Raw genomic sequence first — 14,562 nt, forward strand, 5'->3', positions numbered from 1 at the left:
CCCGGGCGCGCCGGGCGGACGGGGGCCCTCGGGGGTGCGCCCGACCGGCAGCCGGCCGCCGCGCCGGCGGCCCGCGGGCGCCGGTGCGGGCGTCGCCGTCGTCCTCGTCATGGGCGCCGTCGTGGTCGGTGCCCTCGTGTACGGCCTCGACCGTCTCCGCGACCCCACCGTCGCCGCGCCCCAGCCCACCGTGACGCAGACCGTCCAGCCGTCCGCGGCGGAGCCGAGCCCCGAGCCCAGCGAGCCCGCGCCGAGCGAGCCGGAGCCGAGCGGGCCGGTGGAGCCGGAGTTCGTGAGCCCCGCGGGCGTCCAGCCGCTCGACCCGCTGGGCGACGGCGAGGAGAACGACCAGGAGGCCCCGCGCGCCATCGACGGCGACCCGTCGAGCGCGTGGACCACGCAGCGCTACAACTCGCAGGCCTTCGGCGGGCTCAAGGACGGCCTCGGCCTCGCCTTCGACCTCGGGGAGCCGCGGCTCGTGTCGGGGGTCAGCGTCGTCGCGCCCGGCAGCGACGGGGCCCTCGAGGTGCGGACCGCACCGGACGCGTCGTACGACGGCTCGGAGGTCGTCGGGACGCTCGGGACGGGCGGCGGCGAGCAGGTCGTCGAGCTCGACGAGCCCGTCGAGGCCCAGTTCGTCGTCCTGTGGTTCACGTCGCTGCCGGAGAACGAGGGCGACTGGCGCGCGCTCGTCAGCGAGGTCCAGGTGCAGGTCGCGCCGTGACCGCCGGCGGGAGCGACGCCGCCCTGCTCGACGCGCACCTCGCGGGTGACCCCGACGCGTTCGCCGAGCTGGTGCGCCGGCACCGGGACGTGCTGTGGGCCGTCGCCGTGCGCACCACGGGCAACCCCGCCGACGCGGAGGACGCGCTGCAGGAGGCGCTGGTCTCCGCCCTGCGCTCCGTCGAGCGCTTCGAGCGGCGGTCGGCGGTCCGCACGTGGCTGTACCGCATCGTCGTCAACGCGTCCCTGGACCGCCTGCGCCGCGCCGCCGCGCGACCCACCACCCCGCTGGACGAGCGGGTCGACCCCCCGTCCGGGGTCGACGAGCCGGCCCGCACCGCGGAGCGGCTCGACGTCGACGCCGCGCTGCGCACGCTGAGCCCCGGGCAGCGCGCCGCCGTCGTGCTCGTCCACATGCACGGGCTGTCGGTCGCCCAGGCGGCCGAGGTGCTCGAGCTGCCGGAGGGGACGGTCAAGTCGCGCTGCTCGCGCGGGCGCGCCCAGCTCGCCCGCGTGCTCCGGCCCGGCGGTGACGAGGAGCGCGCCGGTCCCGGCGACGACCACGCCGGCAGTGACGCGCACCACGCCGGGACGGGCGAGGGGAACCCGCGCGCCGACCACGACGTCCAACCCGGGACGCCTCCGACCGGGGGCGCGCGACCGCACGCGACGGGGACGGCAGGTGAGAACCGGTGAGCACGCACGACGACGACGCCTGGGTGGCCGAGCTGCTGGCCGCCGCGCCGCCGCCGGCCCTGCCGGACGACGTGGCCGCCCGCCTCGACCGCGCGGTCCGCGACGCCGTGGCCGGCCACCCCTCCGCAGGTGCCGCCCCGGCCGTCGTGAGCGCACCCACGGGAGCCGGTGCCCCCGCCGTGGCCACCGCGGCCACCGAGCCCACCGAGCCCACCGAGCCCACCGAGCCCACCGGGCCGGCGGACGGGCCGAGCGCGACGGACGCGACGGACCCGACCGCCACGACAGGTGCCGCGGGCGCCGCGGGGGGTGCCACAGGTGGTGCCACAGGTGGTGCCGCGGGTGCCGCCGCGGCGACGCCGCCCGCCGCGTCGGCCCCCACCCTCGGTGGTGCGGCAGCCGCCGTGCCGCTGCGCGGCGACGTCCCGCCCGCCGCGGCGGTCCCGCCCCGAGCCGCGGTCCCGCCGGCCGCGGCGCCGACGCCCGTCCCGTCCGGCGGGGCCGGTGACCCGGAGGGCGCCGACGGCCCCCTCCCCCGCGACCCGGACGCCGCGGACCCGGCCGCGGTGGGGGCCGAGGGCGGCCCGCGCCCGACGCCCGTCGCCGCCGTGCTCGGGACGTCCGCGGGGTCGGCCTCGCGGCGCGAGCAGCGCGAGGAGCAGCAGGACGAGCGGCGTCGCGCCCTCGCCACCCGGTGGCTGCCCGTGGCGGCCGGCGTCCTCGTGCTCGGCGTCGCCGGCGCCGTCGCGGTCGGTCAGCTCGGCGGCGGCGACGACGCGGCCGTCACCGAGGCCGCGGACGCGGGCGGGGCGGAGTCGGCCCTCGCCGACGCCCCGGCCCCGCGGGCCCTCGTCGCGACCGGCACCGACTACGCGACCGCCGACGAGGCCGCGTTCGCCGCGCAGGTCGACGCCCTCGTCGCCGCGGCGGCGTCGGGCTCCCCCGGCGAGATCGCCGAGGTCACCCCCGAGGACAGCGCCGGGGCCGCCGCGGAGGCCGAGGCGGGCGCGGACACCGCCGTCGGCGGGGACAGCACCGTGGCGCCGGAGGAGCCCGGGAGCGAGGAGGGCGAGCTGCTGAGCAGCGCGGGCGCGGCCGACTCGCGGTTCGACGCCCGGGCGGGTGCCGTGGGCAGCCCCCTCGCCGACCCCGCGCTGCTCGGCGAGTGCGTCGCCTCGCTGCACGGCAGCGAGGCGCCGGCCGCGGCGGTCGACGTCTCCGCGACGGTCGACGGCCTCGAGTCCACGGTCGTCGTGGTCCCCGACGCGTCGGGGCAGGGCTACTTCGTCTACGTCACCGCGCCGGACTGCGGCGACCTGCGCAACTTCTACCGCGTCGGCGGCTGAGCCGACGGGCCGCGCTGCGCCGGTCGGGTGCCCGCCCCGGGGTCGCGGCCGGGCCCGGAACACCGGGACCGCCCGTAGTGTTGACGACCCCGGAACCCGCTGATGTGCAGGAGGCGCACGCATGAGCACCGCCACGACCGTCACCGACGGCCAGGTCCGCGAGGTCGTCGTCGTCGGCTCCGGCCCCGCCGGCTACACCGCCGCCATCTACGCCGCCCGGGCGGAGCTCGCCCCGCTGGTCTTCGAGTCGTCGGTCGAGTCCGGCGGCGCCCTCATGAACACCACCGAGGTCGAGAACTACCCCGGCTTCCCCACCGGTGTCATGGGCCCGGACCTCATGGAGCAGCTCCGCGCGCAGGCCGAGCGCTTCGGCGCCGAGCTCGTCGCCGACGACGTCGTGGAGATGCGGCTCGCCGGCGAGGTCAAGGAGCTCGTCACCGGCAGCGGCGACACCGTCCGCGCCCGGACCGTCATCCTCGCGACCGGCAGCGCGTACCGCGAGCTGGGCCTGCCCGACGAGAAGCGGCTGTCCGGTCGCGGCGTCAGCTGGTGCGCCACCTGTGACGGCTTCTTCTTCAAGGAGAAGGACATCATCGTGGTCGGCGGCGGCGACTCCGCCGTCGAGGAGGCGACCTTCCTCACCCGGTTCGCCCGGTCCGTCACCATCGTGCACCGCCGCGACGAGCTGCGCGCCAGCAAGATCATGCAGCGCCGGGCGTTCAACGACCCGAAGATCTCGTTCCGCTGGAACAGCGAGGTCGCGGCGATCCTCGGCGACTCCTCGGTGACCGGGGTGCGTCTGCGCGACACCGTCACCGGCGAGGAGAGCGAGCTCGAGGTGAGCGGCGTCTTCGTCGCCATCGGGCACGACCCGCGCACCGACCTGGTCCGCGAGCAGCTCGAGCTCGACGAGAACGGCTTCGTCGTCGTCGAGGGCCGCTCCGGCAAGACGTCCCTGCCCGGGGTGTTCGCCGCCGGCGACGTGCTCGACCACGAGTACATGCAGGCCATCACCGCCGCCGGCTCCGGCTGCGCGGCCGCCCTGGACGCCGAGCGCTACCTCGCCGCGCTCGACGACACCGACGACGTGGAGACCGCGGTCGAGACCGCCTTCCCGGAGGCGACCGAGGAGCACCTGCAGCACGACCGGCCCGGCGAGCACGTCCTCGCCAGCGCCGACTGACCCACCCCACCGACCCACCACCACCACACCGACCACCGGGACCACCCGGGGAGAGGGAGCGACATGCCCACCAAGGCCACGACCGACGCCGACTTCGACAAGGACGTCCTGCAGTCCGACAAGCCCGTGCTCGTCGACTTCTGGGCCACCTGGTGCGGCCCGTGCCGGCAGGTCGCCCCGATCCTCGAGGAGCTGTCGAACGAGTACGCCGACAAGATCGACGTGGTGAAGGTCGACACCGACCAGAACCCCCGTACCGCGGCCGCGTACGGCGTCGTCAGCATCCCCACGCTCAACGTCTACAAGAACGGCGAGCTGGTGAAGAGCCTCGTCGGCGCCCACCCCAAGCCGCGCCTCGTCAAGGAGCTCGAGGAGTTCCTGGGCTGAGAGGGGCCGCCTCCGGCCCCGCGACACGAGGACCCGTCCACCCTCTGGGTGGGCGGGTCCTCGCACGTCGTGCGTGACAGACTTCGCCGGGTGACGGGCACGCGACTCGACCGGTGGCACGGCGCGTACAGCCGCCGCGCGACCGGCATGACCGCGTCCGAGATCCGCGCGCTGTTCGCCGTCGCGAGCCGGCCCGAGGTGGTGAGCCTCGCGGGGGGCATGCCGACGCTCGACGCGCTGCCGCTGGACGAGGTGGGCGCGATCGTGCGCCGCTGTGTCGAGGAGTCCGCCGCCACCGCCCTGCAGTACGGCTCGGGGCAAGGCGATGTCCTTGCGCAAGAGCAGATCGCGGACGTCATGACCACGGTCGGCTCCGACGTCGACCCGGACGACGTCGTCGTGACGACCGGCTCGCAGCACGCGCTCGACCTGCTCGTGCGCGTCATGGTCGACCCCGGTGACGTCGTCGTCGTGGAGTCCCCGAGCTACGTGGGGGCGCTCGGCGTCCTGCGCTCCTACGAGGCCGCAGTGCGCCACGTGGCCACCGACGAGGCGGGGGTCGTGCCGGACGCCCTCACGGAGCTCGTCGCGCGCGAGCGTGCGGCGGGCCGTCAGGTGAAGGCGCTGTACGTCGTGCCGCACCACCAGAACCCCAGCGGCGTGACGACGAGCGCGGCCCGGCGCGACGAGCTCGTCGACGTGTGCCGCCGGCTCGGCCTGCTGCTCGTCGAGGACGACCCGTACGCCCTCCTCGGCTTCGACAGCGAGCCGCTGGCCTCCCTGCACTCCCGCGACACGGACGGGGTCGTCTACCTCGGCTCGTTCTCCAAGACCTTCGCCCCGGGCCTCCGTGTCGGCTGGGCGGTCGCCCCGCCGGCGCTGCGGGCCAAGCTCGTGCTCGCCGCCGAGGCGTCGGTGCTCTGCCCGTCCGCCTTCAGCCAGCGCGTCGTCGCGACGTACCTGCGGGGCAGCGACTGGCGCGCCCACGTCAAGGTGCTGCGCGGGCTGTACCGGGAGCGCCGCGACGCCCTGCTCGGTGCCCTCGCACGCCACCTCCCGGACGCGCACGTCACCCGGCCCGACGGCGGCTTCTTCACGTGGGTCCGTCTGCCCGACGGCCTCGACACCGCCGCGATGCTGCCCCGGGCCGTCGCCGCCCGGGTCGCCTACGTGCCGGGGACCGCCTTCCACGCCGACGGCGGCGGGGCCGCCTTCGCGCGGCTCTCCTTCTGCTACCCCCCGCCGGACCGCATCGTGGAGGGGGTGCGCCGGCTGGCGACGGTCGTCGCGGCCGAGCAGGAGCTCGTCGCCACCTTCGGTGCCTCGCCGACGGGCGTGCCGCGGGTGCCCGCCGGCGACGCCGACCGTCCCGCGACGGACACCGCATGACGGCCGTCGAGGCCGGGCGCGGCCGGGCGGGCGGGGAGCGACCGGCGGCGACCACCCAGGTGCTCGTGCTCGCCGGCGGCCTGTCCGCCGAGCGCGAGGTGTCGCTGCAGTCCGGTCGCGGCGTCGTCTCCGCCCTCGCCGAGGTCGGGGTGGACGCGGGTGTCGCCGACGTCGGCGCCGACCTGCTCGACGTCGTGCGTCGCCACGCGCCCGACGTCGTCTGGCCCGTCCTGCACGGGGCCGGTGGCGAGGACGGCACCCTGCCGCAGGTGCTCGAGCTGCTCCGCGTCCCGTTCGTCGGCTCGCCGTCCGGCGCGGCCCGGCTCGCGTGGGACAAGACGGCGGCCGCCGAGGTCGCGGCCCGGGCCGGTGCCGCCGTGCCGCCGTCGGTCACGCTGCCGCAGAGCCTCGTCCGTGACGTCGGCCCCGCCCGGCTGCTCCCGCTCGTCGCCGAGCGCATCCCCGGTCCCGTCGTGGTGAAGCCGGTCCACGGCGGCTCGAGCCTCGGGGTCGGTGTCGTGCACGACCCGGGGGACCTGCCGCACGCGATGGTGAGCGCCCTGGGGCACGACAGCCAGTGCCGGGTGGAGCGGTTCGTGCCCGGGACCGAGGTCGCCGTCACGGTCGTCGACGACGGCGGGGGTCCGGTCGCCGCGCCCGCCGTCGAGATCGCCCCGGACTCCGGGGCCTACGACTACGGCTCCCGCTACACCGCCGGCGCCACGGTCTTCCACTGCCCGGCCCGCCTGCCCGACGACGTCGCGCAGCGGCTGCTCGCGCAGGCCGTCGCGGTCCACGTGGCGCTCGGGCTCGGCCACCTGAGCCGCAGCGACTGGATCGTCGACGCCGACGGGCGGGCCTGGTTCCTCGAGGTCAACACCTCTCCCGGGATGACGGGGACGAGCCTCGTCCCCCAGGCGCTGCAGGAGCAGGGCGGCGCGGCCGCGGTCTACGCCCGCCTCGTCGCCGCGGCCGGAGCCTCCTCAGCGGGCTGAGTACTCCTCGTCGGCAGAACCGGACGACCCGTCCGTGCTCCCGCCCCGGAGGCCGGGACCGCCGGGGTCGAGCACCGCCAGGATGCGGTCGAGGTCCTCGACCGTGGCGAACTCCACGGTGAGGCGGCCACGGTTCCGGCCGAGCGCGACCTTGACGCGGGTGTCGAGCCGGTCCGACAGCCGGCTCGCGACGTCGTCGAGCAGCGGCATGTGCCGGCCCGCGCGGGGACCGCGCGCCCGGGCCGGTCGCGCGCCGCCGCTGGCGACGATCTCCTCGACCGCCCGGACCGACAGCCCTTCGGCGACGATGCGGGAGGCGAGCCGCTCCGCCGCCTCCTCGTCGTCGAGCGCGAGCAGAGCGCGGGCGTGGCCGGCGCTCAGCACCCCGGCCGCCACACGTCGCTGCACGGCCGGTGGCAGCCGGAGCAGGCGCAGCGTGTTCGACACCTGCGGGCGGGACCGGCCGATGCGGCGCGACAGCTCGTCCTGCGTGCACCCGAAGTCGTCGAGCAGCTGCTGGTAGGCGGCCGCCTCCTCGAGCGGGTTGAGCTCGCTGCGGTGCAGGTTCTCCAGCAGGGCGTCACGCAGGAGGTCGTCGTCCTCGGTCGCGCGCACGACCGCCGGGACGGTGGCGAGACCGGCCTCGCCCGAGGCGCGCCAGCGGCGCTCACCCATGATGAGCTCGTACCGGACCTCGCCCTCGGGCTCGGAGAGGGGGCGTACGACGACGGGCTGCAGCACGCCGATCTCGCCGACGCTGTGCACGAGCTCGGCCATCTCGTCCGCATCGAAGACCTGTCGCGGCTGACGGGGGTTCGGCCGGATCTCCCCGAGCGGGATCTCGGCGAAGGTGGCGCCCGGCACGGCGACGAGGTCCGCACCGGCCGACGCCGTTTCACGTGAAACACCGGTGCTCGCGCGGTCGTCGACCGTCTCGTCGTCCGGCGCCACGGCGACGCGGTCGTCTTCCGAGGCGGGCCGCGTCACCGAGGGGAAGAACACGTCGACGGGACGCTCGCTCGGCGGAGCGACGACCGGGCGTGCCGCGGCCGGCGCGGGAGGGATGAGGGCGCCGATACCTCGGCCGAGCCCGCGTCGGGGGGTGCTCACGTGGCAGCTCCTCGCATGGCGATCTCCTGCGCGGCCTCGAGGTAGGAGAGCGCGCCGCTGGACGTCGGATCGTAGGTCATGACGGTCTGCAGGTGGCTGGGCGCCTCGCTCACGCGCACCGAGCGCGGGATGTTCGTCCGCAGCACGCGCTCCCCGAAGACCTCACGCACCTGGGCGGCGACGTCGGCGGACAAGCGGGTGCGGCCGTCGAACATCGTGAGCACGACCGTCGACACGTCGAGGTCCGGGTTGAGGTTCTGCTGCACGAGCTCGACCGTGCGCATGAGCTGGCTGACCCCCTCGAGCGCGTAGTACTCGCACTGGATGGGGATGAGGACCTCGCGGGCCGCGACCAGCGCGTTGAGGGTCAGCAGCCCGAGGCTCGGTGGGCTGTCGACGAGGACGTAGTGGGGAGGCTCGTCGCACGCCGCCACGTAGCGGTCGATCGCCTTGCGCAGCCGGTACTCGCGGGCGACGACCGGGACGAGCTCGATCTCGGCACCCGACAGGTCGAGGGTGGCCGGGGCGCACGACACCCCGCTCACGTGGGGGCAGGGGCTGACGACGTCCGCGAGCCCCACCTCGTCGAGCAGCACGTCGTAGACCCCGGCCACGTCGCCGTGGTGGTCGACCCCGAGCGCCGTGCTCGCGTTGCCCTGCGGGTCCGCGTCGACCACGAGCACTCGCAGCCCACCCTGCGCGAGAGCCGCGGCGAGGTTGACCGTGGTCGTCGTCTTCCCCACCCCGCCCTTCTGGTTCGCGACGGTGATGATCCGGGTGGTGGTCGGCGCCGGGAAGGTCCGGCCGTGCAGCGCGATACGCCTCCGTGCGTCGGTCGCGAGCTCGCGGGCCAGCGGCGTCTCCTCGTCGGGCGACGGCAGCGCGGAGGCGAGCTCGTCGCGCCAGCCGTCGTCACCGGCCGCCGCGGCCCCGTCGAGACGGCTGGCACTCCCGGACGAGGCCTCCGACGACGTCGATGTTTCACGTGGAACGGCGGGCGCGGACGACGAGTCGTTCGCGTCGGTGGCGGTTCCGTCTACCTGCGGGCTCCCTACGGGGGCGGATGCCCCGTCCACCGCGACGGCCGGCGCGGGGTCGACGGTCGACGTTTCACGTGAAACGTCCGCCGCCCCCGCCTCATGTGCCTCGGAGCCCACCGACGTGGTCTCCGGGCGTGCGGCGCCGGTCCCAGTGCCCACAGGAGCGTCCGCTCCCGCCGCGTCGCTGTCCGCGGGTTCGTGCGTCGTCGCCCCAGCGACACCGGGGTCACGCTCGCCGCGGGACTCGACCGACTCGGCTGTTCCACGTGAGACGTCGTCGTCGGTACCGGCCGCCGGGACGACCGACGCCCCGTTCACGGGCGCCACCGTTGCCGCTGCTCGACGCGGGTCAGCGGCCACGACGGCGTCGGCGGTACGCAACGACGACCGTCGTCTCTTCTGCCAGTACCCCACTCCCGCATCGTGCCACGCGCGCACCCGGCTCCCAGTCCGTCCACAGACGGGCCGGGACCGCAGCCATCTCCTCGCCGGCGGAGGCTCCCTTGAGCGCGAGCAGCAGACCGCCGTCGCGCACGAGGGGGGCACTCATCGGCAGCAGCCGCTCGAGCGCCGTGACCGCCCGAGCCGTGACGACGTCGGCGTCCCGGCCGCGCGCGGCCGCCGCCCGAGCCCGTGTGACGGTCACCCGGTCGGCGAGGCCGAGCTCGTCGACGACCTCCTCCAGCCAGGTCGTGCGGCGCAGCAACGGTTCGAGCAGCTCGACGGTGAGGTCCGGCCGCGCGACGGCGAGGGGGATGCCCGGCAGACCGGCCCCGCTGCCGACGTCGAGGACACCGGCCCCGTGGGGCACGAGCTCGGCGACGACGGCGCAGTTGAGCACGTGACGCTCCCACATGCGTCCGTGCTCCCGCGGCCCGACGAGGCCGCGCTCGGTCCCGGAGCCCTCGAGCAGACCGACGTAGGCCGCCGCGACGTCGACCCGCTCACCGAAGACGGCACGAGCCGCCTCGGGGACGGTCACCTCAGTCGGGCAGGACGACGACGAAGCGGTTGGGCTCGACGCCGTCGGACTCGCTACGCAGGCCGGCCTCGGCCACGGCGTCGTGCACCGCCTTCCGCTGGTACGCCGGCATCGGCTCGAGCTCCACGCTCTCGCCGGTCGCCCGCGCCCGCTCGACCGCCTCCGCCGCGATGCGCGAGGCGGTGCTGCGCCGCTGCTCCCGCCAGCCCGCGATGTCGAGCAGCAGGCGGGACCGCTCACCCGTCTTCGCCTGTGCCGCCAGCCGGGCCAGCTCCTGCAGCGCCTCGAGGACCTCGCCGTCCCGTCCGACCAGGCGGAGCAGGTCCTTGGCGTCGGAGCCGTCGGCCACGACCGCGACGCTCGCCCGGCCGTTCTCGACGTCGATGTCGATGTCGCCGTCGAGGTCGACGATGTCGAGGAGCTCCTCGAGGTAGTCCGCGGCGGCGTCGCCCTCCTGGTCGAGCAGCTGCTGACGCCTGGAGGGGCTGCGCTCCTCCTCGGCCGACCCGCTCGCGCCGGCCCCCGCCGTCGTGGCGCTCGCCGCACCGGGCTCCGCGCCCTCGGCCGTCGCCGTGCCTGTCGTCTCGTCCGCGGTGCTGTCCACGGTCGCTCCTGTCCTGCGTCCGCCCCGGGCGGGCGCCTCGTGCCCCGCTGCTGCGGTGGCTCCACGTGTTCCCGCTCGTCAGTGGTGCGTGGTCCTCGCCGACCGGGGCGGGAGACCCGGTCGACGACGGCTCGTGGGGCGGTTCGCGGACCGCCGTCCGTCAGGGGGTGCCGGTCTTGCGCTTGCTCCGGGTCTGCCGCTTGGGCTGGACGCGCTTGACGGGGTCGGCCGTGCTCGCGGCGGGGTCGGGCTCGGGGAGGCCGAGCACCTCCTCGACGCTCTTGCCGGTCCGGGCCGCCGTGCGCTCCGCCTTCTTCCGGCGCCGCGCCTCGAGCTCCTTCTCGGCGGGCGAGCCGGGCGCGGGCAGGCTGCGGATGACGATGGTCTGCTGCACGGCGCTGTAGATGTTGGTGACGCACCAGTACAGGACCAGGCCGATGGCGAAGCCGACGCCGGAGACGGCGAACACCAGCGGCAGGATGTACAGCAGCATCTTCTGCTGCTTGAAGAACGGGCTGTCCATCGCGGCCGGGCTCATGTTCTTGGTCATGAGCATGCGCTGCACGTAGAACTGGGACAGCGTCATGATGATGACGAGAATCGTCGCCACCAGGTACGTCCACGGGCTCGTCGCGCTGAGCATGGTGTCCGACAGCGGCGCCCCGAAGAAGCGCGCCTGCGCCGCCTCGTTCTGCAGCTGCTCGGAGAACGGACCGATCGCCCCGGCGTCGGGGTTGCGCAGCCGGTTGAGCACCCGGAAGAGGCCGAAGAAGATCGGCATCTGGATGAGGATCGGCAGGCAGGAGGCGAAGGGGTTCGTCTTGGAGCTCCGGTAGAGCTCCATCGTCTCCTTGGTCATGGCCTCGCGGGAGGCCTGGTCGTTCTTGCCCTTGTACCGGTCCTGGATCTTCTTGATCTCGGGCTGGATGATCTGCATCGCCCGGGACGCCTTGATCTGGCGCACGAACAGCGGGATGAGCAGCGTGCGCACGACGAGCACGACGGACACGATCGACAGCGTCCACGCGGGTCCGCCGTCGGGCTCGAAGCCGAGGTTGACGAGCAGGGTGTGCGTGCCGACCATCACCGTCGCCACGAACCACTCGATGGGGTAGAGGATGGTCGCGAAGAAGTCGCCCATCGGGTCCTGGTCCTCCTAGGACGCCGCGCGACGGTCCGCGTCGGACCGGGCGGCGCTCGTGTTCTCGTGGCGGTGCTCGTTGCCGTCGTGCTCGTGCTGGTGGTCCCCGCGACGCTCGGGCACCGGGTCCCAGCCGCCCGGGTTCCACGGGTGGCAGCGCAGCAGCCGTCGGACGGTGAGCCAGCTGCCGTGCAGGACCCCGTACCGGCGCACCGCCGTCACAGCGTACGACGAGCACGAGGGGGCGAACCGACACACCGGTCCCAGCACCGGCGACAGCGTGAGCTGGTACAGCCGGATGACGAGGACGAGCGCCTCGCGGGGCAGGCGCCACAGCAGGACCCCCGCCCGACGCGCGCGCTCAGCCATCCCGGCCGTCCCGGGTCAGGGCGCCTGCGCGCTCCAGCGCCCGGACGAGCGCGTGCGCGACGTCGTCGACGCTCGCGTCGGTGCTGCCGGGCAGGTAGCGGACCACGACGTCGGCCGGCGCCACGTCGCGCTCGCGCAACACCTGCAGCAGGGCAGCGTGCCCCCGTCGCCGCACCCGGTTGCGGAGGACGGCACCGCCGACCGCGCGCGGGGTGACCGACGCGAGCCGTACTGCGCCACCCGGCGCGGCTCGCTCGGCGGGTCGGGCGTCAGGGGGTGCCGGGGTCGCGGCGGAGCGCCGCCGCACGTGGACCACGACCGGACCGGTGCCGGTGCGCCGGCCACCCCGCACGGTCGCGGTGATGTCGGCGGAGCGGCGCAGCCGGTGCCGGGCGGGCAGCGACATCAGGCCCGGACGCGACAGCACCCTCGGGCCGACGTCGTGGTGACGTCCGGCACGAGGGTGCTCGCGCGGCAGCTGGCTCGCCCGCTCAGGCGGAGAGCTCGGTACGGCCCTTGGCGCGGCGCGCGGCGATGATCGCCCGGCCCGCACGCGTACGCATCCGCGCACGGAAGCCGTGGGTGCGGGCGCGCCGACGGTTCTTCGGCTGGAACGTGCGCTTGCTCACTGGGGACCTCTCAGCGTCTCGACTCCGGCGTCACCGCGTGCAGGCGCACGGGTGACAACCGCACAAAGGTACGGGGGGCCCGCGGACACGGTCAAACGAACGGCCTGCCGTGCCCGGGCGGCCGCCTCGTCGGCGGACCCGTGGAAGCCGTCAGCGTAGCGCCGCCGGCGGCCGCCGACATCCGTCCACAGCGGCCGCCCGAGAGGGCTGCACGCCCGGCGGCGAACCGTCTACAGTCGCACGAGCGCCGAGGAACGACAGCGAGGCGCGCGGAACGAAGGGCTCGGGGGCGAGGCCGGGGAGGGTCCCGGTGGTTGCACCGGGTGAGCCGACCACGTTACGTTCCGTGCCGCCCTCCGTCGCAGTCCACACCTGTGGACAGAGGTGTGGACGACCAGCGACGACGGAGGGGCAGCACGTGACGGAGGCAGGACCGGCGGCATCGCTGGACGAGCTGGCCGACACGTGGGCCGCGAGCATCCACGCGATGCCGAAGGACCTCTCGCCGCTGCACCGGGGCCAGCTCCGCTCGGCCCGGCTCGTGGCCCTCGACGGCGACACCGCGCAGGTGGCCGTCGCCTCCTCCTTCGACCGGCAGCTGCTCGAGACCAAGCTGCTCGACACCGTCACCGAGGCCCTGCAGGTGACGACCGGGTCCACGTGGCGCCTGGAGGTCGTGGTCGACCCTCGCCTCGGCGCCCTCGACGGCGAGCACGTGCTGCAGGTCGACTCCCGGGCGTGGGTGCCCGCCGACCCCGGTGCCGACCACGGCGACCCCGGTGCCGACCACGACGCCGACGACGTGCTCGACCTCACCGCCGCCGACCAGGTCCGCGGTGGGCGCCACGCGCAGGCGCTCGCCTCGCCGCGCCCCGCGACCCGGCGCCGCACCCTCGCGGAGGAGGCCGAGGCGCGGCTCAACCCGCGCTACACCTTCGAGTCCTTCGTCATCGGTGCGTCCAACCGCTTCGCCCACGCCGCCGCGGTCGCCGTGGCGGAGGCGCCGGCCAAGGCGTACAACCCGCTGTTCGTCTACGGCGACTCCGGCCTCGGCAAGACGCACCTGCTCCACGCGATCGGGCACTACGTGCAGAGCCTGTACGGCGGCATGCGGGTGCGGTACGTGAACTCCGAGGAGTTCACCAACGACTTCATCAACTCGATCCGCGACGACCGCGCGGCGGCGTTCCACTCCCGCTACCGCGAGGTGGACGTCCTCCTCATCGACGACATCCAGTTCCTGCAGAACAAGGTGCAGACGCAGGAGGAGTTCTTCCACACCTTCAACGCGCTGCACAACGCGAACAAGCAGGTCGTCATCACGAGCGACGTCCCGCCCAAGCAGCTGCAGGGCTTCGAGGACCGCATGCGCAGCCGCTTCGAGTGGGGCCTGCTCACCGACGTGCAGCCGCCGGACCTCGAGACGCGCATCGCGATCCTGCGCAAGAAGGCGATCGTCGACTCCCTCGCCGTGCCCGACGAGATCATGGAGTACATCGCCTCTCGGATCTCGACGAACATCCGCGAGCTCGAGGGCGCCCTCATCAGGGTCACGGCCTTCGCGAGCCTGCACCGCCAGCCGCTCACCACCCAGCTCGCCGACGTCGTGCTCCGCGACCTCATCCCGTCCGCGGACCAGCCGGCGATCACGTCGTCGCAGATCATGGCGGAGACGGCGAGCTACTTCGGCGTGAGCGTCGACGACCTCCACGGCTCCAGCCGGTCCCGTGTGCTCGTCAACGCACGGCAGATCGCCATGTACCTGTGCCGCGAGCTGACGGAGATGTCGCTGCCCAAGATCGGGCAGGCCTTCGGTGGCCGTGACCACACGACCGTCATGCACGCCGAGCGCAAGATCCGGTCCCTCATGAGCGAGCGGATGGCGGTGTACAACCAGGTCACGGAGCTGACGAGCCGCCTCAAGCGGCAGTCCGGGAACCGCTGACCCCCGCCCCCGACCGACCCTTC

The 14,562-nt window shown here is 74.8% G+C and carries 16 protein-coding genes; 8 read left to right on the forward strand and 8 right to left on the reverse strand.

What is annotated here, in order from left to right; translation table 11 throughout:
- The 7 genes from WAA21_RS03950 to WAA21_RS03980 form a co-directional block, all read left to right on the forward strand.
- A partial coding sequence (locus WAA21_RS03950; RefSeq protein ID WP_336921462.1) for a discoidin domain-containing protein occupies positions 1–724 on the forward strand: 724 nt, incomplete at its 5' end.
- The gene (sigM, locus tag WAA21_RS03955) at positions 721–1,419 is read left to right on the forward strand and encodes an RNA polymerase sigma factor SigM (protein WP_336921463.1); all 699 of its coding nucleotides are present in this window, start codon (positions 721–723) and stop codon (positions 1,417–1,419) included. The genes WAA21_RS03950 and sigM, both read left to right, overlap by 4 nt.
- Positions 1,416–2,765 carry a hypothetical protein gene (locus WAA21_RS03960; protein WP_336921464.1) on the forward strand — a complete coding sequence of 450 codons (1,350 nt, stop codon included), beginning with the start codon at positions 1,416–1,418 and terminating at the stop codon, positions 2,763–2,765. The genes sigM and WAA21_RS03960 overlap by 4 nt, the downstream gene beginning before the upstream one ends.
- A 121-nt stretch (positions 2,766–2,886) precedes the next feature.
- A complete protein-coding gene (trxB, locus tag WAA21_RS03965) occupies positions 2,887–3,948 on the forward strand; it encodes a thioredoxin-disulfide reductase (protein WP_336921465.1) in 1,062 nt (353 codons plus the stop codon).
- A 63-nt stretch (positions 3,949–4,011) separates the two neighbouring features.
- Positions 4,012–4,335 (forward strand): thioredoxin, encoded by a 324-nt coding sequence (gene trxA / locus WAA21_RS03970; RefSeq protein ID WP_336921466.1) that lies wholly within the window; start codon positions 4,012–4,014, stop codon positions 4,333–4,335.
- 90 nt (positions 4,336–4,425) lie between these two features.
- On the forward strand, positions 4,426–5,724 hold the full coding sequence (locus WAA21_RS03975) for an aminotransferase-like domain-containing protein (RefSeq protein ID WP_442893224.1): 1,299 nt from the start codon (positions 4,426–4,428) through the stop codon (positions 5,722–5,724).
- Positions 5,721–6,719: a D-alanine--D-alanine ligase family protein gene (locus WAA21_RS03980; RefSeq protein ID WP_336921467.1), complete on the forward strand. Its 999-nt coding sequence runs from the start codon at positions 5,721–5,723 to the stop codon at positions 6,717–6,719. The genes WAA21_RS03975 and WAA21_RS03980 overlap by 4 nt, the downstream gene beginning before the upstream one ends.
- Here the strand turns inward: WAA21_RS03980 and WAA21_RS03985 are convergent.
- From WAA21_RS03985 to rpmH, 8 genes are all read right to left on the reverse strand, one after another.
- A complete protein-coding gene (locus tag WAA21_RS03985) occupies positions 6,708–7,829 on the reverse strand; it encodes a ParB/RepB/Spo0J family partition protein (RefSeq protein WP_336921468.1) in 1,122 nt (373 codons plus the stop codon). The genes WAA21_RS03980 and WAA21_RS03985 overlap by 12 nt on opposite strands.
- A complete protein-coding gene (locus WAA21_RS03990) occupies positions 7,826–8,905 on the reverse strand; it encodes an AAA family ATPase (protein WP_336921469.1) in 1,080 nt (359 codons plus the stop codon). The genes WAA21_RS03985 and WAA21_RS03990 overlap by 4 nt, the downstream gene beginning before the upstream one ends.
- 313 nt (positions 8,906–9,218) lie before the next feature.
- Complete coding sequence (gene rsmG / locus WAA21_RS03995) at positions 9,219–9,851, reverse strand: 16S rRNA (guanine(527)-N(7))-methyltransferase RsmG (protein WP_336921470.1); 633 nt, start codon at positions 9,849–9,851, stop codon at positions 9,219–9,221.
- A gap of 1 nt (position 9,852) precedes the next feature.
- A complete protein-coding gene (locus WAA21_RS04000; protein ID WP_442893225.1) occupies positions 9,853–10,455 on the reverse strand; it encodes a Jag family protein in 603 nt (200 codons plus the stop codon).
- 160 nt (positions 10,456–10,615) lie between these two features.
- On the reverse strand, positions 10,616–11,596 hold the full coding sequence (gene yidC, locus WAA21_RS04005) for a membrane protein insertase YidC (protein ID WP_336921471.1): 981 nt from the start codon (positions 11,594–11,596) through the stop codon (positions 10,616–10,618).
- Positions 11,597–11,611: 15 nt separating this feature from the next.
- Positions 11,612–11,965, reverse strand: a complete 354-nt coding sequence (gene yidD, locus WAA21_RS04010) for a membrane protein insertion efficiency factor YidD (RefSeq protein ID WP_336921472.1) — start codon at positions 11,963–11,965, stop codon at positions 11,612–11,614.
- Positions 11,958–12,371: a ribonuclease P protein component gene (locus WAA21_RS04015; RefSeq protein ID WP_336921473.1), complete on the reverse strand. Its 414-nt coding sequence runs from the start codon at positions 12,369–12,371 to the stop codon at positions 11,958–11,960. The genes yidD and WAA21_RS04015 overlap by 8 nt, the downstream gene beginning before the upstream one ends.
- A gap of 85 nt (positions 12,372–12,456) precedes the next feature.
- Positions 12,457–12,594 (reverse strand): 50S ribosomal protein L34, encoded by a 138-nt coding sequence (rpmH, locus tag WAA21_RS04020; protein WP_336921474.1) that lies wholly within the window; start codon positions 12,592–12,594, stop codon positions 12,457–12,459.
- A gap of 487 nt (positions 12,595–13,081) precedes the next feature.
- Between rpmH and dnaA the strand changes: the two genes are divergently transcribed.
- Positions 13,082–14,539 (forward strand): chromosomal replication initiator protein DnaA, encoded by a 1,458-nt coding sequence (dnaA, locus tag WAA21_RS04025; RefSeq protein ID WP_336921637.1) that lies wholly within the window; start codon positions 13,082–13,084, stop codon positions 14,537–14,539.
- The last annotated feature ends 23 nt before the right edge of the window (positions 14,540–14,562 follow it).

The organism is Aquipuribacter sp. SD81 (genome assembly GCF_037153975.1).
Lineage (GTDB): Bacteria > Actinomycetota > Actinomycetes > Actinomycetales > JBBAYJ01 > Aquipuribacter.